General features: G+C 40.7%; 13 protein-coding genes. 7 read left to right on the top strand and 6 right to left on the bottom strand.

Annotated features, from left to right (window positions below; translation table 11 throughout):
- The first annotated feature begins 235 nt into the window (after positions 1-235).
- Positions 236-2,746: a DUF5916 domain-containing protein gene (locus tag H4075_RS03000; RefSeq protein ID WP_182804019.1), complete on the top strand. Its 2,511-nt coding sequence runs from the start codon at positions 236-238 to the stop codon at positions 2,744-2,746.
- 47 nt (positions 2,747-2,793) lie between these two features.
- Here H4075_RS03000 and H4075_RS02995 read toward each other — a convergent pair whose 3' ends face one another.
- Both H4075_RS02995 and H4075_RS02990 read right to left on the bottom strand, forming a co-directional pair.
- Positions 2,794-5,859, bottom strand: a complete 3,066-nt coding sequence (locus H4075_RS02995; protein ID WP_182804017.1) for a VPS10 domain-containing protein — start codon at positions 5,857-5,859, stop codon at positions 2,794-2,796.
- Positions 5,860-5,922: 63 nt separating this feature from the next.
- Positions 5,923-6,648, bottom strand: a complete 726-nt coding sequence (locus H4075_RS02990; protein WP_182804015.1) for a DUF4292 domain-containing protein — start codon at positions 6,646-6,648, stop codon at positions 5,923-5,925.
- Between the two features lie 152 nt (positions 6,649-6,800).
- On the opposite strand from H4075_RS02990, the gene ade reads away from it, so the two are divergent.
- Both ade and H4075_RS02980 read left to right on the top strand, forming a co-directional pair.
- The gene (gene ade, locus H4075_RS02985) at positions 6,801-8,462 is read left to right on the top strand and encodes an adenine deaminase (RefSeq protein ID WP_182804013.1); all 1,662 of its coding nucleotides are present in this window, start codon (positions 6,801-6,803) and stop codon (positions 8,460-8,462) included.
- A 40-nt stretch (positions 8,463-8,502) separates the two neighbouring features.
- Entirely contained in the window at positions 8,503-8,874 is a 372-nt protein-coding gene (locus H4075_RS02980) for a hypothetical protein (RefSeq protein ID WP_182804011.1), read from the top strand.
- Positions 8,875-8,908: 34 nt separating this feature from the next.
- Here H4075_RS02980 and H4075_RS02975 read toward each other — a convergent pair whose 3' ends face one another.
- The 3 genes from H4075_RS02975 to H4075_RS02965 form a co-directional block, all read right to left on the bottom strand.
- Positions 8,909-9,460, bottom strand: coding sequence for a TlpA family protein disulfide reductase (locus H4075_RS02975; RefSeq protein WP_182804010.1), 552 nt, complete (start codon positions 9,458-9,460; stop codon positions 8,909-8,911).
- Positions 9,461-9,576: 116 nt separating this feature from the next.
- Positions 9,577-9,912: a hypothetical protein gene (locus tag H4075_RS02970; protein WP_182804008.1), complete on the bottom strand. Its 336-nt coding sequence runs from the start codon at positions 9,910-9,912 to the stop codon at positions 9,577-9,579.
- A gap of 42 nt (positions 9,913-9,954) precedes the next feature.
- Positions 9,955-10,692: a glycosyltransferase family 2 protein gene (locus H4075_RS02965; protein ID WP_182804006.1), complete on the bottom strand. Its 738-nt coding sequence runs from the start codon at positions 10,690-10,692 to the stop codon at positions 9,955-9,957.
- A gap of 272 nt (positions 10,693-10,964) precedes the next feature.
- Here H4075_RS02965 and ffh point away from each other — a divergent pair, with 272 nt between their 5' ends.
- The 4 genes from ffh to H4075_RS02945 all read left to right on the top strand — a co-directional run bounded on the left by ffh (position 10,965) and on the right by H4075_RS02945 (position 14,491).
- Positions 10,965-12,290 (top strand): signal recognition particle protein, encoded by a 1,326-nt coding sequence (gene ffh, locus H4075_RS02960; protein WP_182804004.1) that lies wholly within the window; start codon positions 10,965-10,967, stop codon positions 12,288-12,290.
- 98 nt (positions 12,291-12,388) lie between these two features.
- On the top strand, positions 12,389-12,850 hold the full coding sequence (gene rpsP, locus H4075_RS21845) for a 30S ribosomal protein S16 (RefSeq protein ID WP_182804002.1): 462 nt from the start codon (positions 12,389-12,391) through the stop codon (positions 12,848-12,850).
- Between the two features lie 230 nt (positions 12,851-13,080).
- Positions 13,081-13,596 (top strand): ribosome maturation factor RimM, encoded by a 516-nt coding sequence (gene rimM, locus H4075_RS02950; protein WP_255460302.1) that lies wholly within the window; start codon positions 13,081-13,083, stop codon positions 13,594-13,596.
- A gap of 85 nt (positions 13,597-13,681) precedes the next feature.
- Positions 13,682-14,491 (top strand): alpha/beta hydrolase, encoded by an 810-nt coding sequence (locus tag H4075_RS02945; RefSeq protein ID WP_182803998.1) that lies wholly within the window; start codon positions 13,682-13,684, stop codon positions 14,489-14,491.
- 81 nt (positions 14,492-14,572) lie between these two features.
- Here H4075_RS02945 and H4075_RS02940 read toward each other — a convergent pair whose 3' ends face one another.
- Positions 14,573-15,604, bottom strand: a complete 1,032-nt coding sequence (locus tag H4075_RS02940; protein ID WP_182803996.1) for a fasciclin domain-containing protein — start codon at positions 15,602-15,604, stop codon at positions 14,573-14,575.
- Positions 15,605-15,702 lie beyond the last annotated feature (98 nt).

The following is a 15,702-nucleotide window of genomic DNA, read 5'->3' as shown; positions in this document are numbered from 1 at the left end:
TATTTTATAAAAAAATTAGTGACAGGTGGGCAAGCCCGAAAAGCAGGTCAGGTTGACCGCTTCGTATCTCGCTTCACTGTTATCCTTGATTTCTTCCGCTTATCAGCCATATTTCAGAACAACAAATGACAGCCAAAAAGAACGTTGTCAATAAGCAACCGTTCGTCTAATTTTTTCACTCCGCTGTTGTAACGTATCTATCTTTCCTCCCGTATAATACTCAAACCTTATCATCATGCTGAAATCAATTCTTATTGCTTTTGCAATAGTCATGTGCACATTCGTGTATGCGCAAACATCGAAACCAATCACACCCAGGTTTACAGAGAAAGCTCCTCCACGATTATTGCCTGCAATGCGCACCACACAACCGATCAAGATCGATGGCGTGCTCGATGATGCAGCATGGAAAGATGCACCAATTGCATCAGACTATATTGAATTCAGACCGGCAGTTGGCGCTAAAGAAGCAGAAGAAACAAAAACAATTTCCTATTTACTCTACTCTGATGAAGGTATTTACTTTGCCGGATTTTGTTACGAACGTAACCGTGATAGTATTGCCAGAGAATTAAAAGGCCGGGATGGATTTGGGATGAATGATTATATCGGCATCATCTTCGATACATACAAAGACAACCTCAACGGCTTTGAATATTTTGTAACACCTCTCAATGAACAATGGGATGCAAAAATGGCCCCCAACAACGATGGTAACAGCGAAGATTTCAGTTGGAATGCTGTTTGGAAAAGTGCAGTAGTGATGCATGATAATGGCTGGAGTTTTGAAATGTTCATTCCTTATGGCGCCATTCGTTTTGGTAAAAAAGATGTGCAGGATTGGGGTGTTAATATGACCCGTCGCCGTCAGAAAACAGGTCAACAATTTACCTGGAATCCTATTGATCCAAACGTCAACGGCTTTTTAACACAGGAAGGTTTCTGGACAGGTATTACCAACATTAAACCACCGGTTCGTTTACAGTTCTCTCCTTACTTTTCTGTTTATGCCAATCATTTCCCAATCAATCAACCTGGAGTGAAGAATTTAACCAGCCAGGTGAACGGTGGTTTGGATGTGAAGTATGGATTGAACCAGGCATTTACTTTAGATGCTACTCTGATTCCTGATTTCGGACAGGTGCAAAGTGATAACCAGGTGCTTAATCTTTCACCATTTGAAGTGCGCTTTAACGAAAACAGGAATTTCTTTACCGAAGGAACTGAACTTTTCAGTAAAGGAAATCTTTTTTATTCAAGAAGAATTGGCGGGTCGCCTCTTCATTATTATGATGCAGCAAATCAACTAAGAGCAAACGAAAAGTTGCTAAAAAATCCATCAGAATCAAAGCTGATCAATGCTTCTAAAATTTCGGGACGCACACAAAGTGGTTTAGGTATTGGCATTTTAAATGCCATTACAAAAACACAGTACGCAACCATTGAAGACATCAACACAAAAGATCATCGAAAGATCGTAACCGATCCGTTGACCAATTACAATATTATTGTATTAAACCAATCGCTGAAAAACAATAGCAGTGTTTCGCTGATCAATACAAATGTTACACGGAGTGGTGCGGATTATGACGCAAATGTTACTGCTGCTTTAGTTGATCTGAATGACAAAAAGAATATGTGGAATGCAGGCGGAAAGTTTGCTGTGAGCCAATTGATGGGTTATGGCAAGAATGGCGAAAATGAAAATGGATACAATCATAATATTTACTTTGGTAAAACAAGTGGCCGATTTAATTTTAATGTTTGGCAGGAGCTTACTGATACAAAATATTCACACCGTGATCTTGGCTATTTTACGAACAACAATTTTCTTGATCATGGTTTTTGGGCAGGTTATAAATGGATCGAACCCAAAAATTGGTACAACCGCATTTTCTTAAACTTAAACGGAAGAGTGAGTAAACTGTTTACTCCATTTGCAGGAATAAAAGAAACTTATCAAACCGGTAACCTCAATTTTAATGCAGAAATGCAAACCAAAAAATTATGGTGGGTAGGAACATTCCTGGGTTACACGTCAAAACAAAATGATTTTTATGAGCCACGCAAAACAGGTTTTTTCTTTACACGTAACCAGAGCTTTGCATTGGGTGGTTGGGTAAACAGTAACCAGGCAAAAAAATATTCGTTCTCGTCTGAAATATTTGCACGTCGTCATATCAATTTTTACGATCAGTTTGGTGTAGACGCATTCGTTAATCAAACATTTCGATTTAACAGCAAGTTCTCGATTTCACATAACATCGGTTACCTTCCACGCTTTAATAATATGGGTTATGCAGCCAAACCAAATAATGGCGATGTGGTTTTTGCACGCCGCAAGGTGAATACCATTGAAAACATAGTGAATGTCAAGTATAGCTTTACAAACATGATGTGGATCACTTACCGCATGCGTCATTACTTAAGTACCGTTGACAACAAAGAATACTTTACCCTGCAGCAAAATGGGAAACTCCTTCCAAACACAACATTTGTTGATAACGTAAACCAGAATCTGAACCTGTTTAACATTGATATGGTGTATACCTGGCAATTTGCCCCGGGCAGTTTCTTAAATATCGTTTGGAAAAATTCGATCCAGTATTTTAACCGCACAGTTGAAGCAGATTATCTGAAAAACTTTACCAATACCATTGATGCCGATGCAAATAATAATCTTTCACTAAAAGTGATCTACTTCCTTGATTATCTTGACATGAAGAAATGGGGAAAGAATAAATAAAAAAAGTCCCGCTATGGCGGGACTTTTTTTAACCAGTACATTCTTTATCAATTCTTATCAGTTTTCTTGATTGTTGGTTTTTTCAATAACTCTTTTGCTATTGCGTCCATCGCTTTTTGATCAAACTGTTTATTCAGTTGTTCATACTGTTGTTCTGCTTTGCTTATTTCTGTTTTCAAAAATTCAACTCGTTGCACCTGCAGATTACTCGGCCTTGCTTCCTGTGTTACAACAGCTGCATACACATCGGTCAAGTCGGTGCGTAAACGTTTAAAATCGGTTGTACCCTTTGCCACAGGTGGCACCAATGTAAGTCGAAGTGATTCTAATTTGTTGTAATAATCTTCGAGCAGCAGTTTTGTTTTTTTATTCTGTGTGGAATCAATATGCTTTTTCAGTACCTGCTGCTTTGCAAGAATACTGTCAACTAATTTCGCAAGTTGTTCATGCATATCAAACAATTCCATTCCTGTTTTATACTGCAGTTGACGGTCCTGCAACGTAAAATTTTTATTCGTTTCATCGTGCGCCAAGGTAATGGTATGATTATACTCTTTGCCATTCACTTTCATTTTAATTGTATAATCACCGGGTAATACCTGCGGCGCAATGAAGCTTCCTATTTCACGTTGATTACCACCTTTAGCCGTTTTAGGAGGAAGCATCCGTTGCGCCCACATCACCTTGTTATAGCCTTTGCGGTTACTTGGACTTAGTTTCTGCACAAGCTTACCTTCTTTATCATATACTTCGAGTTGAAGATTATTGGCCCGGTCTTTCAGGTAATATTGAATTGGTGGTATAACAGTTCCTATCCCACCATTCCAGTCGCCTGCTGCATTCTCAAATTGTCCGCCATACTTTCCCATGGTGAGTGTGATCGGTTTATTATTGAGCATCACCACATCATTTGCAGCAACCTCTGCAGTGATCGTACGCATTGGTGTAATATCTTCAATGATGATGATACCACGGCCATGTGTAGCCAATACCAGGTCGTTTGTTTGTTCCTGAATCTTGATATCTCGCACCAACGTAAACCAGGGAATATTGTTCTTCATCCTGAACCATTCATTACCTCCATCCACACTTGCAAACAAACCCATTTCTGTTCCGGCGAATAATAAATTTTTATTCACGATATCTTCTTTGATCTTATGCGCAAACCCTGTGAATTCATTGCTTTCAAATTTCTTCCAGGTTTTACCCATATCGTTACTCATGGCAATATAGGTTTTGTGATCGCCATATGCATGGTTATCAAACGTAGCATATACTTTGTTCTTATCGTATTGAGATGGTTCAATACTGCTCACCCATGTTTGCTTTGGAATTCCTGCTGCTGCATAGTTAGCAGCAACATTGGTCCACGTTTTCCCGGCATCCGTTGTGTATTGCAGGTTGCCATCATCTGTTCCCACCCAAATAATATTTTCGTCAAGAGGTGATTCAGCAATGGTAAAAATGGTACAATGATTTTCGGCGCTTGTTACATCCATTGTAACGCCACCGCTTTTCTCCTGTTCCTGTTTTCGTTTATCGTTGGTTGTAAGGTCTGGTGAGATGCGTGTCCAGTTACTTCCACGATCGGTGCTCTTGTAGAGATATTGTGCACCAGTGTACAGGTTCTTTTTATTATGCGTTCCTGTAACGATAGGTGTGTTCCAGTTAAAACGTAAATTTTCCTCACCAGCCGCCCCCTGCGGTTTAATACTAACTGAAGTATTTGTTTTGATGTTAACTCTTGCCATGGTGCCGCCTTGCGCTTCAGCATAAGCAATGTTTGCATCAAACGGATCGGGAAGTGTCCAGAAACCATCGCCACCAAAAACAGATTTCCAATCGCCATTTACAACACCATCCGGTGATTTACTAGGTGCATACCAGCTACCGTTATCCTGCAAGCCTCCGTAAATCCGATAAGGCTCTTGCTGATCAACACTCACATGATAGAACTGACCAACAGGTAAGTTGTTACAGAACTTCCACGTAACACCACGATCTAAACTAAAGTACACACCACCATCTGTACCAACATACATGATGTTTGTATTGTTGGGGTTGATCCATAATGCATGATGATCGCTGTGCACCCATCCACCTTCATTCGTTGCATCAGCAAATGAAAAACCACCATCGTTTGAATAGGAAAAGGAAAACGCTGGCCGATACACACGCTTTGGATCTTTCGGATCAATCTCAAGCGTAGAAAAATAAAACGGGCGTTGTGTAATGTTGCTGGTTGCACTTTGCTGTTTCCATGTTTCGCCGCCATCAGCAGAAATATATAAGCCTGTATTTTCACTCTCCACAATGGCCCATAAATTTTTTGGTGATGATGGAGCAAGTGCCAACGCAACCCTACCAAACGGTTTTTTCGGCAATCCGTTATTCAGCTCTTTCCATGTTTTACCCGCATCAGTTGATTTATAAATACCACTTCCACTTCCGCCACTATTGAATGCATAGGGCAATCGACGAAATTCCCATGAGGTTGCGTACAACACATTGGGATCAACAGGATCAATTTCCACATCAGCCACACCTGCATTTTCATTGATGTATAAAATGGTTTCCCATGTTTTTCCTGCATCAATTGATTTGTATAATCCACGGTGTTTGCTGCTGCTCCACAACGGGCCGGGTGCCGCTACATAAACGATGGATGAGTTAACCGGATCAACAACAACTTTTGAAATATGCTCTGTGCTGTCAAGTCCGATCTTCGCCCAGTTATCACCGGCATCAGTTGATTTATAGATGCCGTCGCCAATAGAAACCGAATTGCGCATGTTACTTTCACCCGTACCTGCGTAAATCACTTTTGGATTTTTTTGATCGATGGCCAATGCACCAATGCTTTGCGTGTATTTATCAAACACCGGCTTGAATGATGCACCTGCGTTGGTACTTTTCCAGATACCACCACCTGCTGTGCCAATGTAAAGTGTTTTACCATCACTGTTCACACCAACAATATCAGTGATACGGCCACTCATGGTGCCGGGACCAAGATGCCGTGCTTCCATCATCCCAAAAGTGGAAGAATTGATTTGCGCTTCAACGCAACAGCTGTATACTGCAAATGTGCAAACTGCTAAGATTTTTTTCATGCTGAATAGTGTTATAAAAAAACCCGACTCGTTTGGGTCGGGTTCCTGTTTATGTAACCAATATTATTTTGATGGTTTGAAAATTGCCTCATCAACTGGCTTGTTAATTTCCACTTTAGCAATACTGAAATCAAGATTCATTCCCGGTGCAAAGGGAATGGCCATGCTCATGGGAACTAAAATTCCTTCAGGCAATTTTTGATAATTCGTGTAGGTAGTAGAAAGTTCTGCTTCCTGGCCGTTTGCTTTAACAACGGTAGTAGACTTAATCAAAAGGTATGTTTTTGCATCTAAAAAATAGGTTGTAGCCTTACCGCTTTTAGTGGTAAGTTTTAACTTGAAAGATTCTGTTCCATCCACATCCTCTTTGCCTAATGCTTCAATGGTATGACCTTTTGCTTTATAGTCGATAAAATTACCTTGCAGATCAAGACTTTCCTGGCCTTCCTTCACTTCTTCTTCTGTAATTGGTTCCGGCGCTTGCTGTCCTTGAACCGGGAAAAATTTCCATCCTGCAGTTGGTGTCATGATCTGGTAATTCGTCATACCCATTGCAACAATATCCTGACGTGATCCTTTCATATGTAATGTAGTGTTCACCACATCAAGATTAGCGCCTTGAACAGTCATACTTCCGGTTTGAACCATGCTGGTTATTTTTTTCCAGTTGGCAGCACCCCCGATGGCATCAATATGTTTGTTAACGATCTCATCGGTTGTTTGTGCTTTTACTGCAGTTACACTTAAGGCACCTGCCACAAACAGGCTGAATAATTTAAACGCTTTCATTTTTTGTGTTTTTTATATTGGTTGTAAAGAAACGTATTTTGTTACAGTTGCATACCAAAAAAAGTGGATGTGAACCAAAATTAAAACAACATCGCTCCTCCTTTCTGCCGTTCATCCAGTAACTTGGCCCCGATTTCAAACCATCACCACTCATGGCTTCTCTAACTATTACAGGCAACATCGTTGATTTGTTTTCTCAAACTGTTTTTTTGGGCTCCGTAACTGTTGAAAATGGCATCATCACGGCCATTAACCAGCTTTCTGCTGAAGCAAAAGAAGGCGAATCTTTTATTCTGCCTGGTTTTATCGACAGCCATGTGCACATCGAAAGCTCCATGTTGGTGCCTTCTGAATTTGCCAAGCTGGCGGTTGTGCATGGCACAGTAGCAACCGTGAGCGACCCACATGAAATTGCCAACGTGTGCGGCATGGCCGGCGTTGAATTTATGATCGAAAACGGGAAAACAGTACCATTCAAATTCAATTTCGGCGCACCAAGTTGTGTTCCTGCAACAACATTTGAAACAGCAGGCGCAGCATTAAATGCAGCTGATGTAAAAAAACTGTTGCAAAAAGATGAAATCAAATACCTGAGTGAGATGATGAATTTCCCGGGAGTGTTGCATGCTGATGAAGAAGTAATGGAAAAAATAAAGGCTGCTAAAGAACTCGGCAAACCGGTTGATGGACATGCGCCGGGTTTGAGAGGAGCTGATGCAAAAAAATACATTGAGGCAGGTATTTCGACCGATCACGAATGTTTCACCAAAGAAGAAGCATTGGATAAGTTGAAGTATGGTATGAAGATCATCATCCGTGAAGGAAGCGCAGCGAAAAATTTTGAAGCCTTGTATTCATTGATCGATGAATACCCTGATCAAATACTCTTTTGCAGTGATGATAAACATCCTGATAGTTTAGTGGAAGGACATATCAATCAACTTTGTGCAAGAGCTGTTGCAAAAGGCATGAATGTGTTTAATGTATTGAAAGCTGCCTGCGTAACGCCTGTGCTACATTATAAACTTGAGGTAGGTTTACTTCGGACCGGTGATGCAGCCGATTTTGTTGTTGTAAATGATCTGAAAGAATTTAAAGCAGAGAAAACATTCATTAATGGCAAGTTGGTTGCCGAGAACGGCAAGTCGTTCATTGAAAGCAAACAATCGGGCATCATTAATAATTTTAACTGCGATGCCAAACCTGTTGCTGAATTTGAATTTCATCTCAACCGTTTTGGTATGGCCGATGAAGAAAATATTGAACAGGTGTATGTAGTGGAAGCAATGGATGGTCAACTTATCACAAACAAATTAATTGAGCCCATTACTTCGTTCAAAGTTGTAAACGATATTATTCAAACCAATACAGAACAAGATCTGTTGTACATGGTTGTGGTGAACCGCTATAGCAATGCACCGGTTGCTAAATCGTTCGTGAAGAATTTTGGTTTGAAGAAAGGCGCTGTTGCTTCATCAGTTGCGCACGACAGTCATAATATTATTGCGGTGGGTGTTGATGCAGATAGTTTGTGCCGTGCTGTGAACCTTATTATTTCGGCAAAAGGTGGCGTAAGTGTGGTGAATGAAAAAGAAGAACATCTATTACCATTACCGGTTGCCGGTTTAATGAGTGCCGATGATGGTTATAAAGTTGCAGAAGCTTACAGCAGCATTGATGCAGCTGCTAAAGCATTAGGATCAACATTGGCTGCACCGTTCATGACACTTTCATTTATGGGTTTGCTGGTGATACCTCATTTGAAGCTGAGCGATATGGGTTTATTTGATGGCGACAGTTTCAGGTTAGTATAATCTGTGCGAAGTAGCTATATTTAGTATCAAAATAAGTTCTATGCGAAAATTCCTCGGCATCTTCTCCATCATATTGGTTCTCGTGCTCGTTATTTTTTTTTACTGGCGTTTTTATTATGTGTTTGGTGAAGGGGTAAAAGCCGGTGAACTGAATTACATGGTGAAGAAAGGATACGTATTCAAAACCTATGAAGGCAAACTCATTCAATCAGGTCTTCGTTCAAAAACACCCGGCACTGTAGCGAGCTATGAATTTGAATTTAGTGTTGAAGACGATAGTGTTGCCAATGTACTAATGCTCAACAGTGGAAAAGTATTTGAACTGCATTATAAAGAATACCTCGGCACAATTCCCTGGCGTGGTCACTCAAAGTATGTGGTGGATAAGATCATTAATATGAAAGAAGAATAAAGAAAGCCCCGGATTCGGGGCTTTCTCATTTTCATCACTTTGATTTATCGTAAGCATGTTTATATCCTTTGCGTGATAACATATGCAACAGATCTTTTTCTAAACTTTCAACCGGGTATTCAACAAAACGGTTGATCTCACTCCCGTTTTCCAATACCAGCAATGTTGGTACTCTCAGAATATTCTTTCCTTGCTCCTCATGTGTTGGACTTTGTTTATAAGCAGTATCATGGTTACTCACCATTACCAGTTTTATTTGCTCAGGTTGTACACCGCAGTAATCAAAAATTTTATAGAGACGTGGTACTTCACGTTTACTGTCACCACACCATGTGCCGAGAAACAACACAAAGGTTTTATTGGCGATGTATGGTTTAAGTTGAACCGCTGTAGCGCTGTCAATTTTATAAGTATTGTAATTCGGAACGAACCATGATGCAAATGGTTCCTGCAGCAAGGCTTCACGAGTACAACATCCTTCAAGCATCGGGTTGCCGTTACGGTCTTTACTGATTTTGTTCAAAGGTTGTGATGAAGCACTAACAACTATAAATACAAGTATGATTAAAAACATTGATCGTTTCATGATAAAAAATTTAAAATAAATAAATGGCTGCGCTGGGAACCAGGTGTGCTGTAATACTGCAATCACCAAGCTCCCGTGCAGGAATAGTTAGACATAAATTGTTTAAGAGAAATCGATCAACAACGGGGAGGTTGCAATAATTCGTGGATATAGCCGCACAATTGTTGAGGTGCGGTTATGCTGTTGTACAATGTATTGGATGAAATCACAACAGCTTCTTCTTCCTTTACCGTATGATTAAAAAATTCTTCCGTGTAATTCTTCAGATGATGTTGGTGAAACGGCGTTGATGATTCATCATCTGCAACTGCTGCTTGTAGTTTTGCATCGCAACCGCAATCTTGTGTTGATTCAATGGCTGCTGCAATACGGCATTCCAAGTAATCGATCATCTTCCCATATTGGAACAGGAAAAAAATGCTGAGAAAAAATATGGAGAGCAGTTGCTTCATTCGCTCATGAAATTACAACAGGCAATTGACAGATGCAAGTGATTAATACAACTTACTCTTCATCAAACCCCACTTGCATAAACGATAGACCAGCGATGTTTTTAAACAACCTAACCCATATTTCATGCTTCGGCTGAAGTTGATGCTGCTGGCTTCTTCAAAATATTTTGTTGGACAGGTTACTTCGCCAATCTGGTAACCTTTGTAAAAGATCTGCGCTGCCATTTCATTGTCAAACACAAAATCATCATTGCATTCCTCGTACTTGATGCTTTGCAATACTTCCTTGCTGAAGGCACGGTAGCCTGTATGATATTCAGATAATTTCTGGCCGAGTAAAATATTTTGTACGAGTGTTAGAAAACGATTCGCAATGTATTTATACATGGGCATGCCACCTTTCAATGCACCGTTACCTAAAATACGGCTGCCAAACACAACCGGGTACACATCATTCCCAATAATACTGATCATTGCAGGCAACAACATGGGCGTGTATTGATAATCGGGGTGCAGCATCACCACAATATCGCCACCCAACTCCAGCGCTTTGTTATAACAACTCTTCTGATTACCCCCGTAACCTTTGTTCTTTTGGTGGCTGATGATGTGCTTAATCCCCAGCTCTTTTGCTTTGGCAACGGTTTCATCTTTACTGGCGTCATCAACCAGCACCACTTCGTCTACAATGTCAAAAGGGATTTCATTGTAAGTGATCTCTAATGTTTTGGCTGCATTATAAGCAGGCAGCACGACAATGACTTTCTTGTTATTAAACATGGCGGCAAAGATAAGATTGAAGTGCGAAGTACAAAGTTGGAAGTACGAAGCTCAACCCGCAAACTGAATTATCCTCTCTTAGGAGGGGTTGCGGAGTCCTGCACTTAAAAGATGTAAAAAGGGGTGGATCTGCTGCTATGAAAACGGAACCATGAAACGAGCGTGGCAACAGACGATGCCAGTTGTGACAATGCCTGTAACACAAAGATTGCCTCCTCATTTCCCCCTTTAGCAGATAGGGTGTACATTTGCAGCCCTTAATTAAGTGAATTATGTTTCAGAATTTAAGTGAACGTTTAGAGAGTGCGTTTAAGAATATAAAAGGTGAAGGCCGTATTACCGAGCTCAACATTGCCGCTACGGTGAAAGATATCCGTCGTGCCCTTGTGGATGCCGACGTAAACTATAAAATTGCCAAAGACTTTACCGATACAGTGAAGGATAAGGCACAAGGTTCCAAGGTGTTGCTGGCGGTTAACCCCGGTCAGCAAATGGTTAAAATTGTGCAGGATGAACTGACAGAATTAATGGGCGGCACCGAAAGCGAACTTGAACTGAAAGGTGCTCCTGCAGTTATTCTCATCGCCGGTTTACAGGGTAGCGGTAAAACCACGTTTAGCGGAAAACTCGCTAATTACCTCAAAACACAGAAAGGCAAATCGCCTTTGCTGGTAGCGGCAGATATCTACCGTCCGGCGGCGATCGATCAGTTGACGGTTTTGGCGGGGCAAATCGGTGTTGATATTTACAGCGAAAGGGAGAACAAAGATGCCGTTGCCATTGTACAAAATGCCATCAAAGAAGCAAAATCGAAGAACAAGAATGTAGTTATTATCGATACGGCCGGTCGCCTGGCCATTGATGAGGTATTGATGAAGGAAGTAGCTGATATTAAAGCTGCTGTGAACCCGAACGAGATCCTCTTTGTGGTGGATAGTATGACGGGGCAAGATGCGGTGAACACAGCCAAAGCCTTCAACGACCGACTCAACTTTACGGGAGTTGTGCTCACCAAACTCGATGGTGATACCCGTGGTGGTGCGGCGCTTTCCATCAAATACACCGTAAACAAACCCATCAAGTTTGTGAGCAGTGGCGAAAAGATGGATACGCTCGATGTGTTTTACCCTGATCGTATGGCGCAGCGAATCCTCGGCATGGGTGACATTACTTCACTTGTGGAGAAAGCGCAGGCCCAGTTCGACGAAGAACAGGCTAAGAAACTTGAGAAAAAGATCCGCAAGAACCAGTTCGACTTTGAAGATTTCAAGCAACAACTGGAGCAGATCAAGAAAATGGGCAACCTGAAAGACCTGATGGGCATGATTCCCGGAATGGGCAAAGCCATGAAGGATATTGAGATCAGTGACGATTCATTTAAAGGCGTTGAAGCGATCATCAATTCAATGACCCCGCAGGAAAGGGCAAACCCTGACCTCATCAGCCAAAGCCGTCGTTTGCGCATAGCCAAAGGCAGCGGAAAAGATATTGCCGAAGTGAACGCTTTCATGAAACAGTTTGAGCAAATGAAGCAAATGATGAGCATGATGAACAAAATGCCGATGGGCAAGATGATGCCTGGTATGGGCCGCCGGTAAAATTTAATTTTTCGGGGGTTGGATATATGCGCATCTCCGCTTATTTTTGCTTTCTTAGTTAACCTTTATTTATTCACGCATTTAAATTTTAATTTACGATGCCAGTTAAAATCCGTCTGCAAAGACACGGGTCAAAAAAGAGACCCTTCTATTTCATCGTAGTGGCCGACGCAAGAGCCCCAAGAGATGGAAAATTCATTCAGAAAATCGGTACTTACAACCCTGTAACAGAGCCTGCTGTGATCCAGATCGATCGTCAGAAAGCTTTGGAGTGGTTACACAAAGGAGCTCAGCCTACTGATACAGTACGCAAGATCCTTTCTACAAAAGGTGTATTGTATCTGAAACACCTCTTACGTGGTGTTGGTCTTGGTCTTTTCGATCAGGCTGCTGCAATGGAGAAATTCCAATCTTGGCACAGCGAGCACGAAGCTACTGAAGCGAAGAAAAGAGAAGAAGCCCGTAAGGCAAGATTCAAACAGCGCAGTGGTGGTAACTACCAACGCCGTCCTATGGCTCCAAGAAGCCAGGAAGGTGGAGCAGCACCAACAGCTGAGTAATCCCATTACTTACAATCGTCTTCATAAAAGTCCCTCGCATTATTGTGAGGGATTTTTTTTATTTGCCGGGAAGGAAGAAAGGCGGGAAGAAGAAATGTTTTTGTACTTAGCTGCTGTGCTACTATAAAAATTTTGTTGCGTCGCACTCTTGTACTTTCTGTTTTCTGTTCAGTATGTTCTTACCCATACTTCTTACTTATAACATCGTACTTAACAAATATCTTTGCCGAATGGAATACTTCAGCATTGGACAAATACTCGGCACTTTTGGATTAAACGGCGAAGTTGTGCTGAAACATAATCTCGGTAAAAAAACTTCACTGAAAGGATTGGAAGTATTGTTTGTGGAAGAATCGAAAGATAAATTTCTTCCTTACTTTATTACAGGGACCAAGATCAAGAATGAAGAGGAAGTGTACATCGCCATCGATGGAATTACAACAAAAGAACAGGCTAAAAAATTATCGCCGAAAAAAGTATGGTTGCGTGAAGAAGATTTTCACAAACAGGCAGGCAAGTCGGCTCCTATTTCGCTCATTGGTTATTTAATGATCGATGGCAGAAAAGAGTTAGGCAATGTGCTCGAAGTAATTGAACAACCACTGCAGATCTTATGCAGATTGGAAATTGAAGGTAAAGAAGTGTTGATACCACTACACGAAGAAACTATCCGCAGCATCAATCATAAAAAGAAACAGGTGTTGGTAGAATTGCCAGAAGGTTTGCTGGAAGTTTATTTAGGATAATACAGAAAGTACGAACTACGAAGTTTGAAGTACGGAAGGCTCCTTTCTTTTAACGGTCTCACAAATCCAACATATAATCAGCACTATGCTTTATCGTTCTTTGTTTTTCGTTGCACTCTTGTTTTTTTCAACAGCACTATCAGCACAAACAAAAGAAGGAGAGAAAGTTTTCCCGCTCGGCATCATCCGTCAAGTTCATTCAGTTGAGTTAAATGAAAATCGAACGCTGAATATTTATTTGCCGGAGGGTTATCATAAAGATTCAAGCTATCCTGTTATTTATTTACTCGATGGTTCTGCTGATGAAGATTTTATTCATGTTGCAGGACTTGTTCAATTCTATAATTTTCCATGGGTGAATGTATTGCCTAAATCAATTGTGGTGGGCATTGCCAATGTTGATCGCCGGAGAGACTTTACGTTTCCAACAACAATTGAAAAAGATAAAAGAGATTTTCCAACAACAGGTGGCTCAGAAAAATTCATTCGCTTTATTGAAAAGGAATTGCAGCCTTTTATCAACCAATCACTCAAGACAAACGGAAGCAATATGCTCATCGGGCAATCGCTGGGTGGATTGCTGGCAACCGAAGTGTTATTCAAAAAGCCGGAATTGTTTTCACAGTATATAATCGTAAGTCCGAGTTTGTGGTGGGATAAAGAATCGCTGTTGAAAACAAAACTTTCAGCTTTTGAAAACAAGCTATCAGTTTACATCGCTGTTGGCAAAGAAGGAAAGATTATGGAAGAAGATGCAAAGGCATTACATGAATTACTGAAAACAAAATTAATAAACGGCACAATTCAATTCGAATACATCAGCAATAAAGAACATGGAAATATTTTTCATCAGGCAGTAGCTAATGCATTTGAATTTATAGGAACGCAGAAGTAGAAAGTTACACAGTCGTTGGTTAGATTAATATAAAAAACGGGTCATTGTTAGTGACCCGTTTTTATTACTATTATTTTTTACTCATTCTGGTAACAATACACCATCAATTACATGGATAACTCCATTGGTTGTAACAATATCTGTTTTGATGATATTGTGAGCATCTGTTCCGTTGCCTTCACCTAAAATTTTAGCACCGCCATTTAATGTAATAATCGTGTTACCTCCTGCAAACATCGGCACACTCATATCATTTGTGAGATCAGATGAAAATACTCTGCCTACAACTACATGGTACGCAAGAATTTTCGTTAACTCATCAGGATCAGCAGCATTTATATCAGCGATTGTGTTAAAGCCTGCGTCAATAAACGCTTGATTACGTGGTGCAAATACTGTCAATGGACCATCGCCACTTAAAAGTGCGGCCACGTTTGTAGCACCTTGGCTTGCTCTTAATACTGCAGCAACCAAATAGGTGAAGTCTTTATCTGCAAGTGCTGTTGCTACAATATTTCCTGAAGGTGGCATCAGAATATTATCAATCACGTGGATTACACCGTTTGCTGCTTTTACATCAGCTACAATTACAGGTGAGCCATTAATAAACACCCCATTACTGTTTGATGTAACATAGGCAGTCGCTCCATTTAAAGTTGTTACTGCTGCATTAGGACCTGCAGGCACCTGAGCTGCCAAAACTTTTGCACCAAGTACATGGTACAATAAGATTGGAGTCAATACTTCTTTGGGTGCTTTTACCACATCCTGAATAGTTTTAAAACCTGCAGCTATAAAGGCATCATCAGTTGGTGCAAACAATGTGTAGTTTGTACCCAGCGTTGATAGGGTACTTGTTAAACCTGTACGTGCAAGCGCAACGGCGAGATACGTGAATTTCACTTTTTTACCTGCAGAAGCCCTGCTTGAAATAGTTGATCCTGTTCCACCTTTTACTGTAAAACTGGTGTTCGGATTTTGAATGATGGCTGCAATTGATTCCTTTTCAAAATTGTTCTGATCAGCAATCGCATCGTTTTGCTTTTGACATCCTGTAGCGATGATGAGGCATACAAACAATAGCGTGCCCCACGAAAAAAGTCCTTTTTTCATACGTGTTTTGATTTAATTTAAAAATGATGAATGCTGTTTTCCCGGGATACTACTGTAGGTTGTCAGATATGGGCGTTGAGTGAGAAATTAACAGCAAA

This window comes from Lacibacter sediminis (assembly GCF_014168535.1).
Taxonomy (GTDB): Bacteria; Bacteroidota; Bacteroidia; order Chitinophagales; family Chitinophagaceae; genus Lacibacter; species Lacibacter sediminis.
Note: the sequence above shows the minus strand (reverse complement) of the source record. Positions and strands in the feature narration are given on the sequence as shown.

Coding starts and splice junctions, on each gene's coding strand:
- H4075_RS02975 (WP_182804010.1), bottom strand. CDS start 9,460: ATGAAACGATCAATGTTTTTAATCATACTTGTATTTATAGTTGTTAGT.
- ade (WP_182804013.1), top strand. CDS start 6,801: ATGGCTTCTCTAACTATTACAGGCAACATCGTTGATTTGTTTTCTCAA.
- ffh (WP_182804004.1), top strand. CDS start 10,965: ATGTTTCAGAATTTAAGTGAACGTTTAGAGAGTGCGTTTAAGAATATA.
- H4075_RS02965 (WP_182804006.1), bottom strand. CDS start 10,692: ATGTTTAATAACAAGAAAGTCATTGTCGTGCTGCCTGCTTATAATGCA.
- H4075_RS02980 (WP_182804011.1), top strand. CDS start 8,503: ATGCGAAAATTCCTCGGCATCTTCTCCATCATATTGGTTCTCGTGCTC.
- H4075_RS02970 (WP_182804008.1), bottom strand. CDS start 9,912: ATGAAGCAACTGCTCTCCATATTTTTTCTCAGCATTTTTTTCCTGTTC.
- H4075_RS02990 (WP_182804015.1), bottom strand. CDS start 6,648: ATGAAAGCGTTTAAATTATTCAGCCTGTTTGTGGCAGGTGCCTTAAGT.
- H4075_RS02945 (WP_182803998.1), top strand. CDS start 13,682: ATGCTTTATCGTTCTTTGTTTTTCGTTGCACTCTTGTTTTTTTCAACA.
- rpsP (WP_182804002.1), top strand. CDS start 12,389: ATGCCAGTTAAAATCCGTCTGCAAAGACACGGGTCAAAAAAGAGACCC.
- rimM (WP_255460302.1), top strand. CDS start 13,081: ATGGAATACTTCAGCATTGGACAAATACTCGGCACTTTTGGATTAAAC.
- H4075_RS02940 (WP_182803996.1), bottom strand. CDS start 15,604: ATGAAAAAAGGACTTTTTTCGTGGGGCACGCTATTGTTTGTATGCCTC.
- H4075_RS02995 (WP_182804017.1), bottom strand. CDS start 5,859: ATGAAAAAAATCTTAGCAGTTTGCACATTTGCAGTATACAGCTGTTGC.
- H4075_RS03000 (WP_182804019.1), top strand. CDS start 236: ATGCTGAAATCAATTCTTATTGCTTTTGCAATAGTCATGTGCACATTC.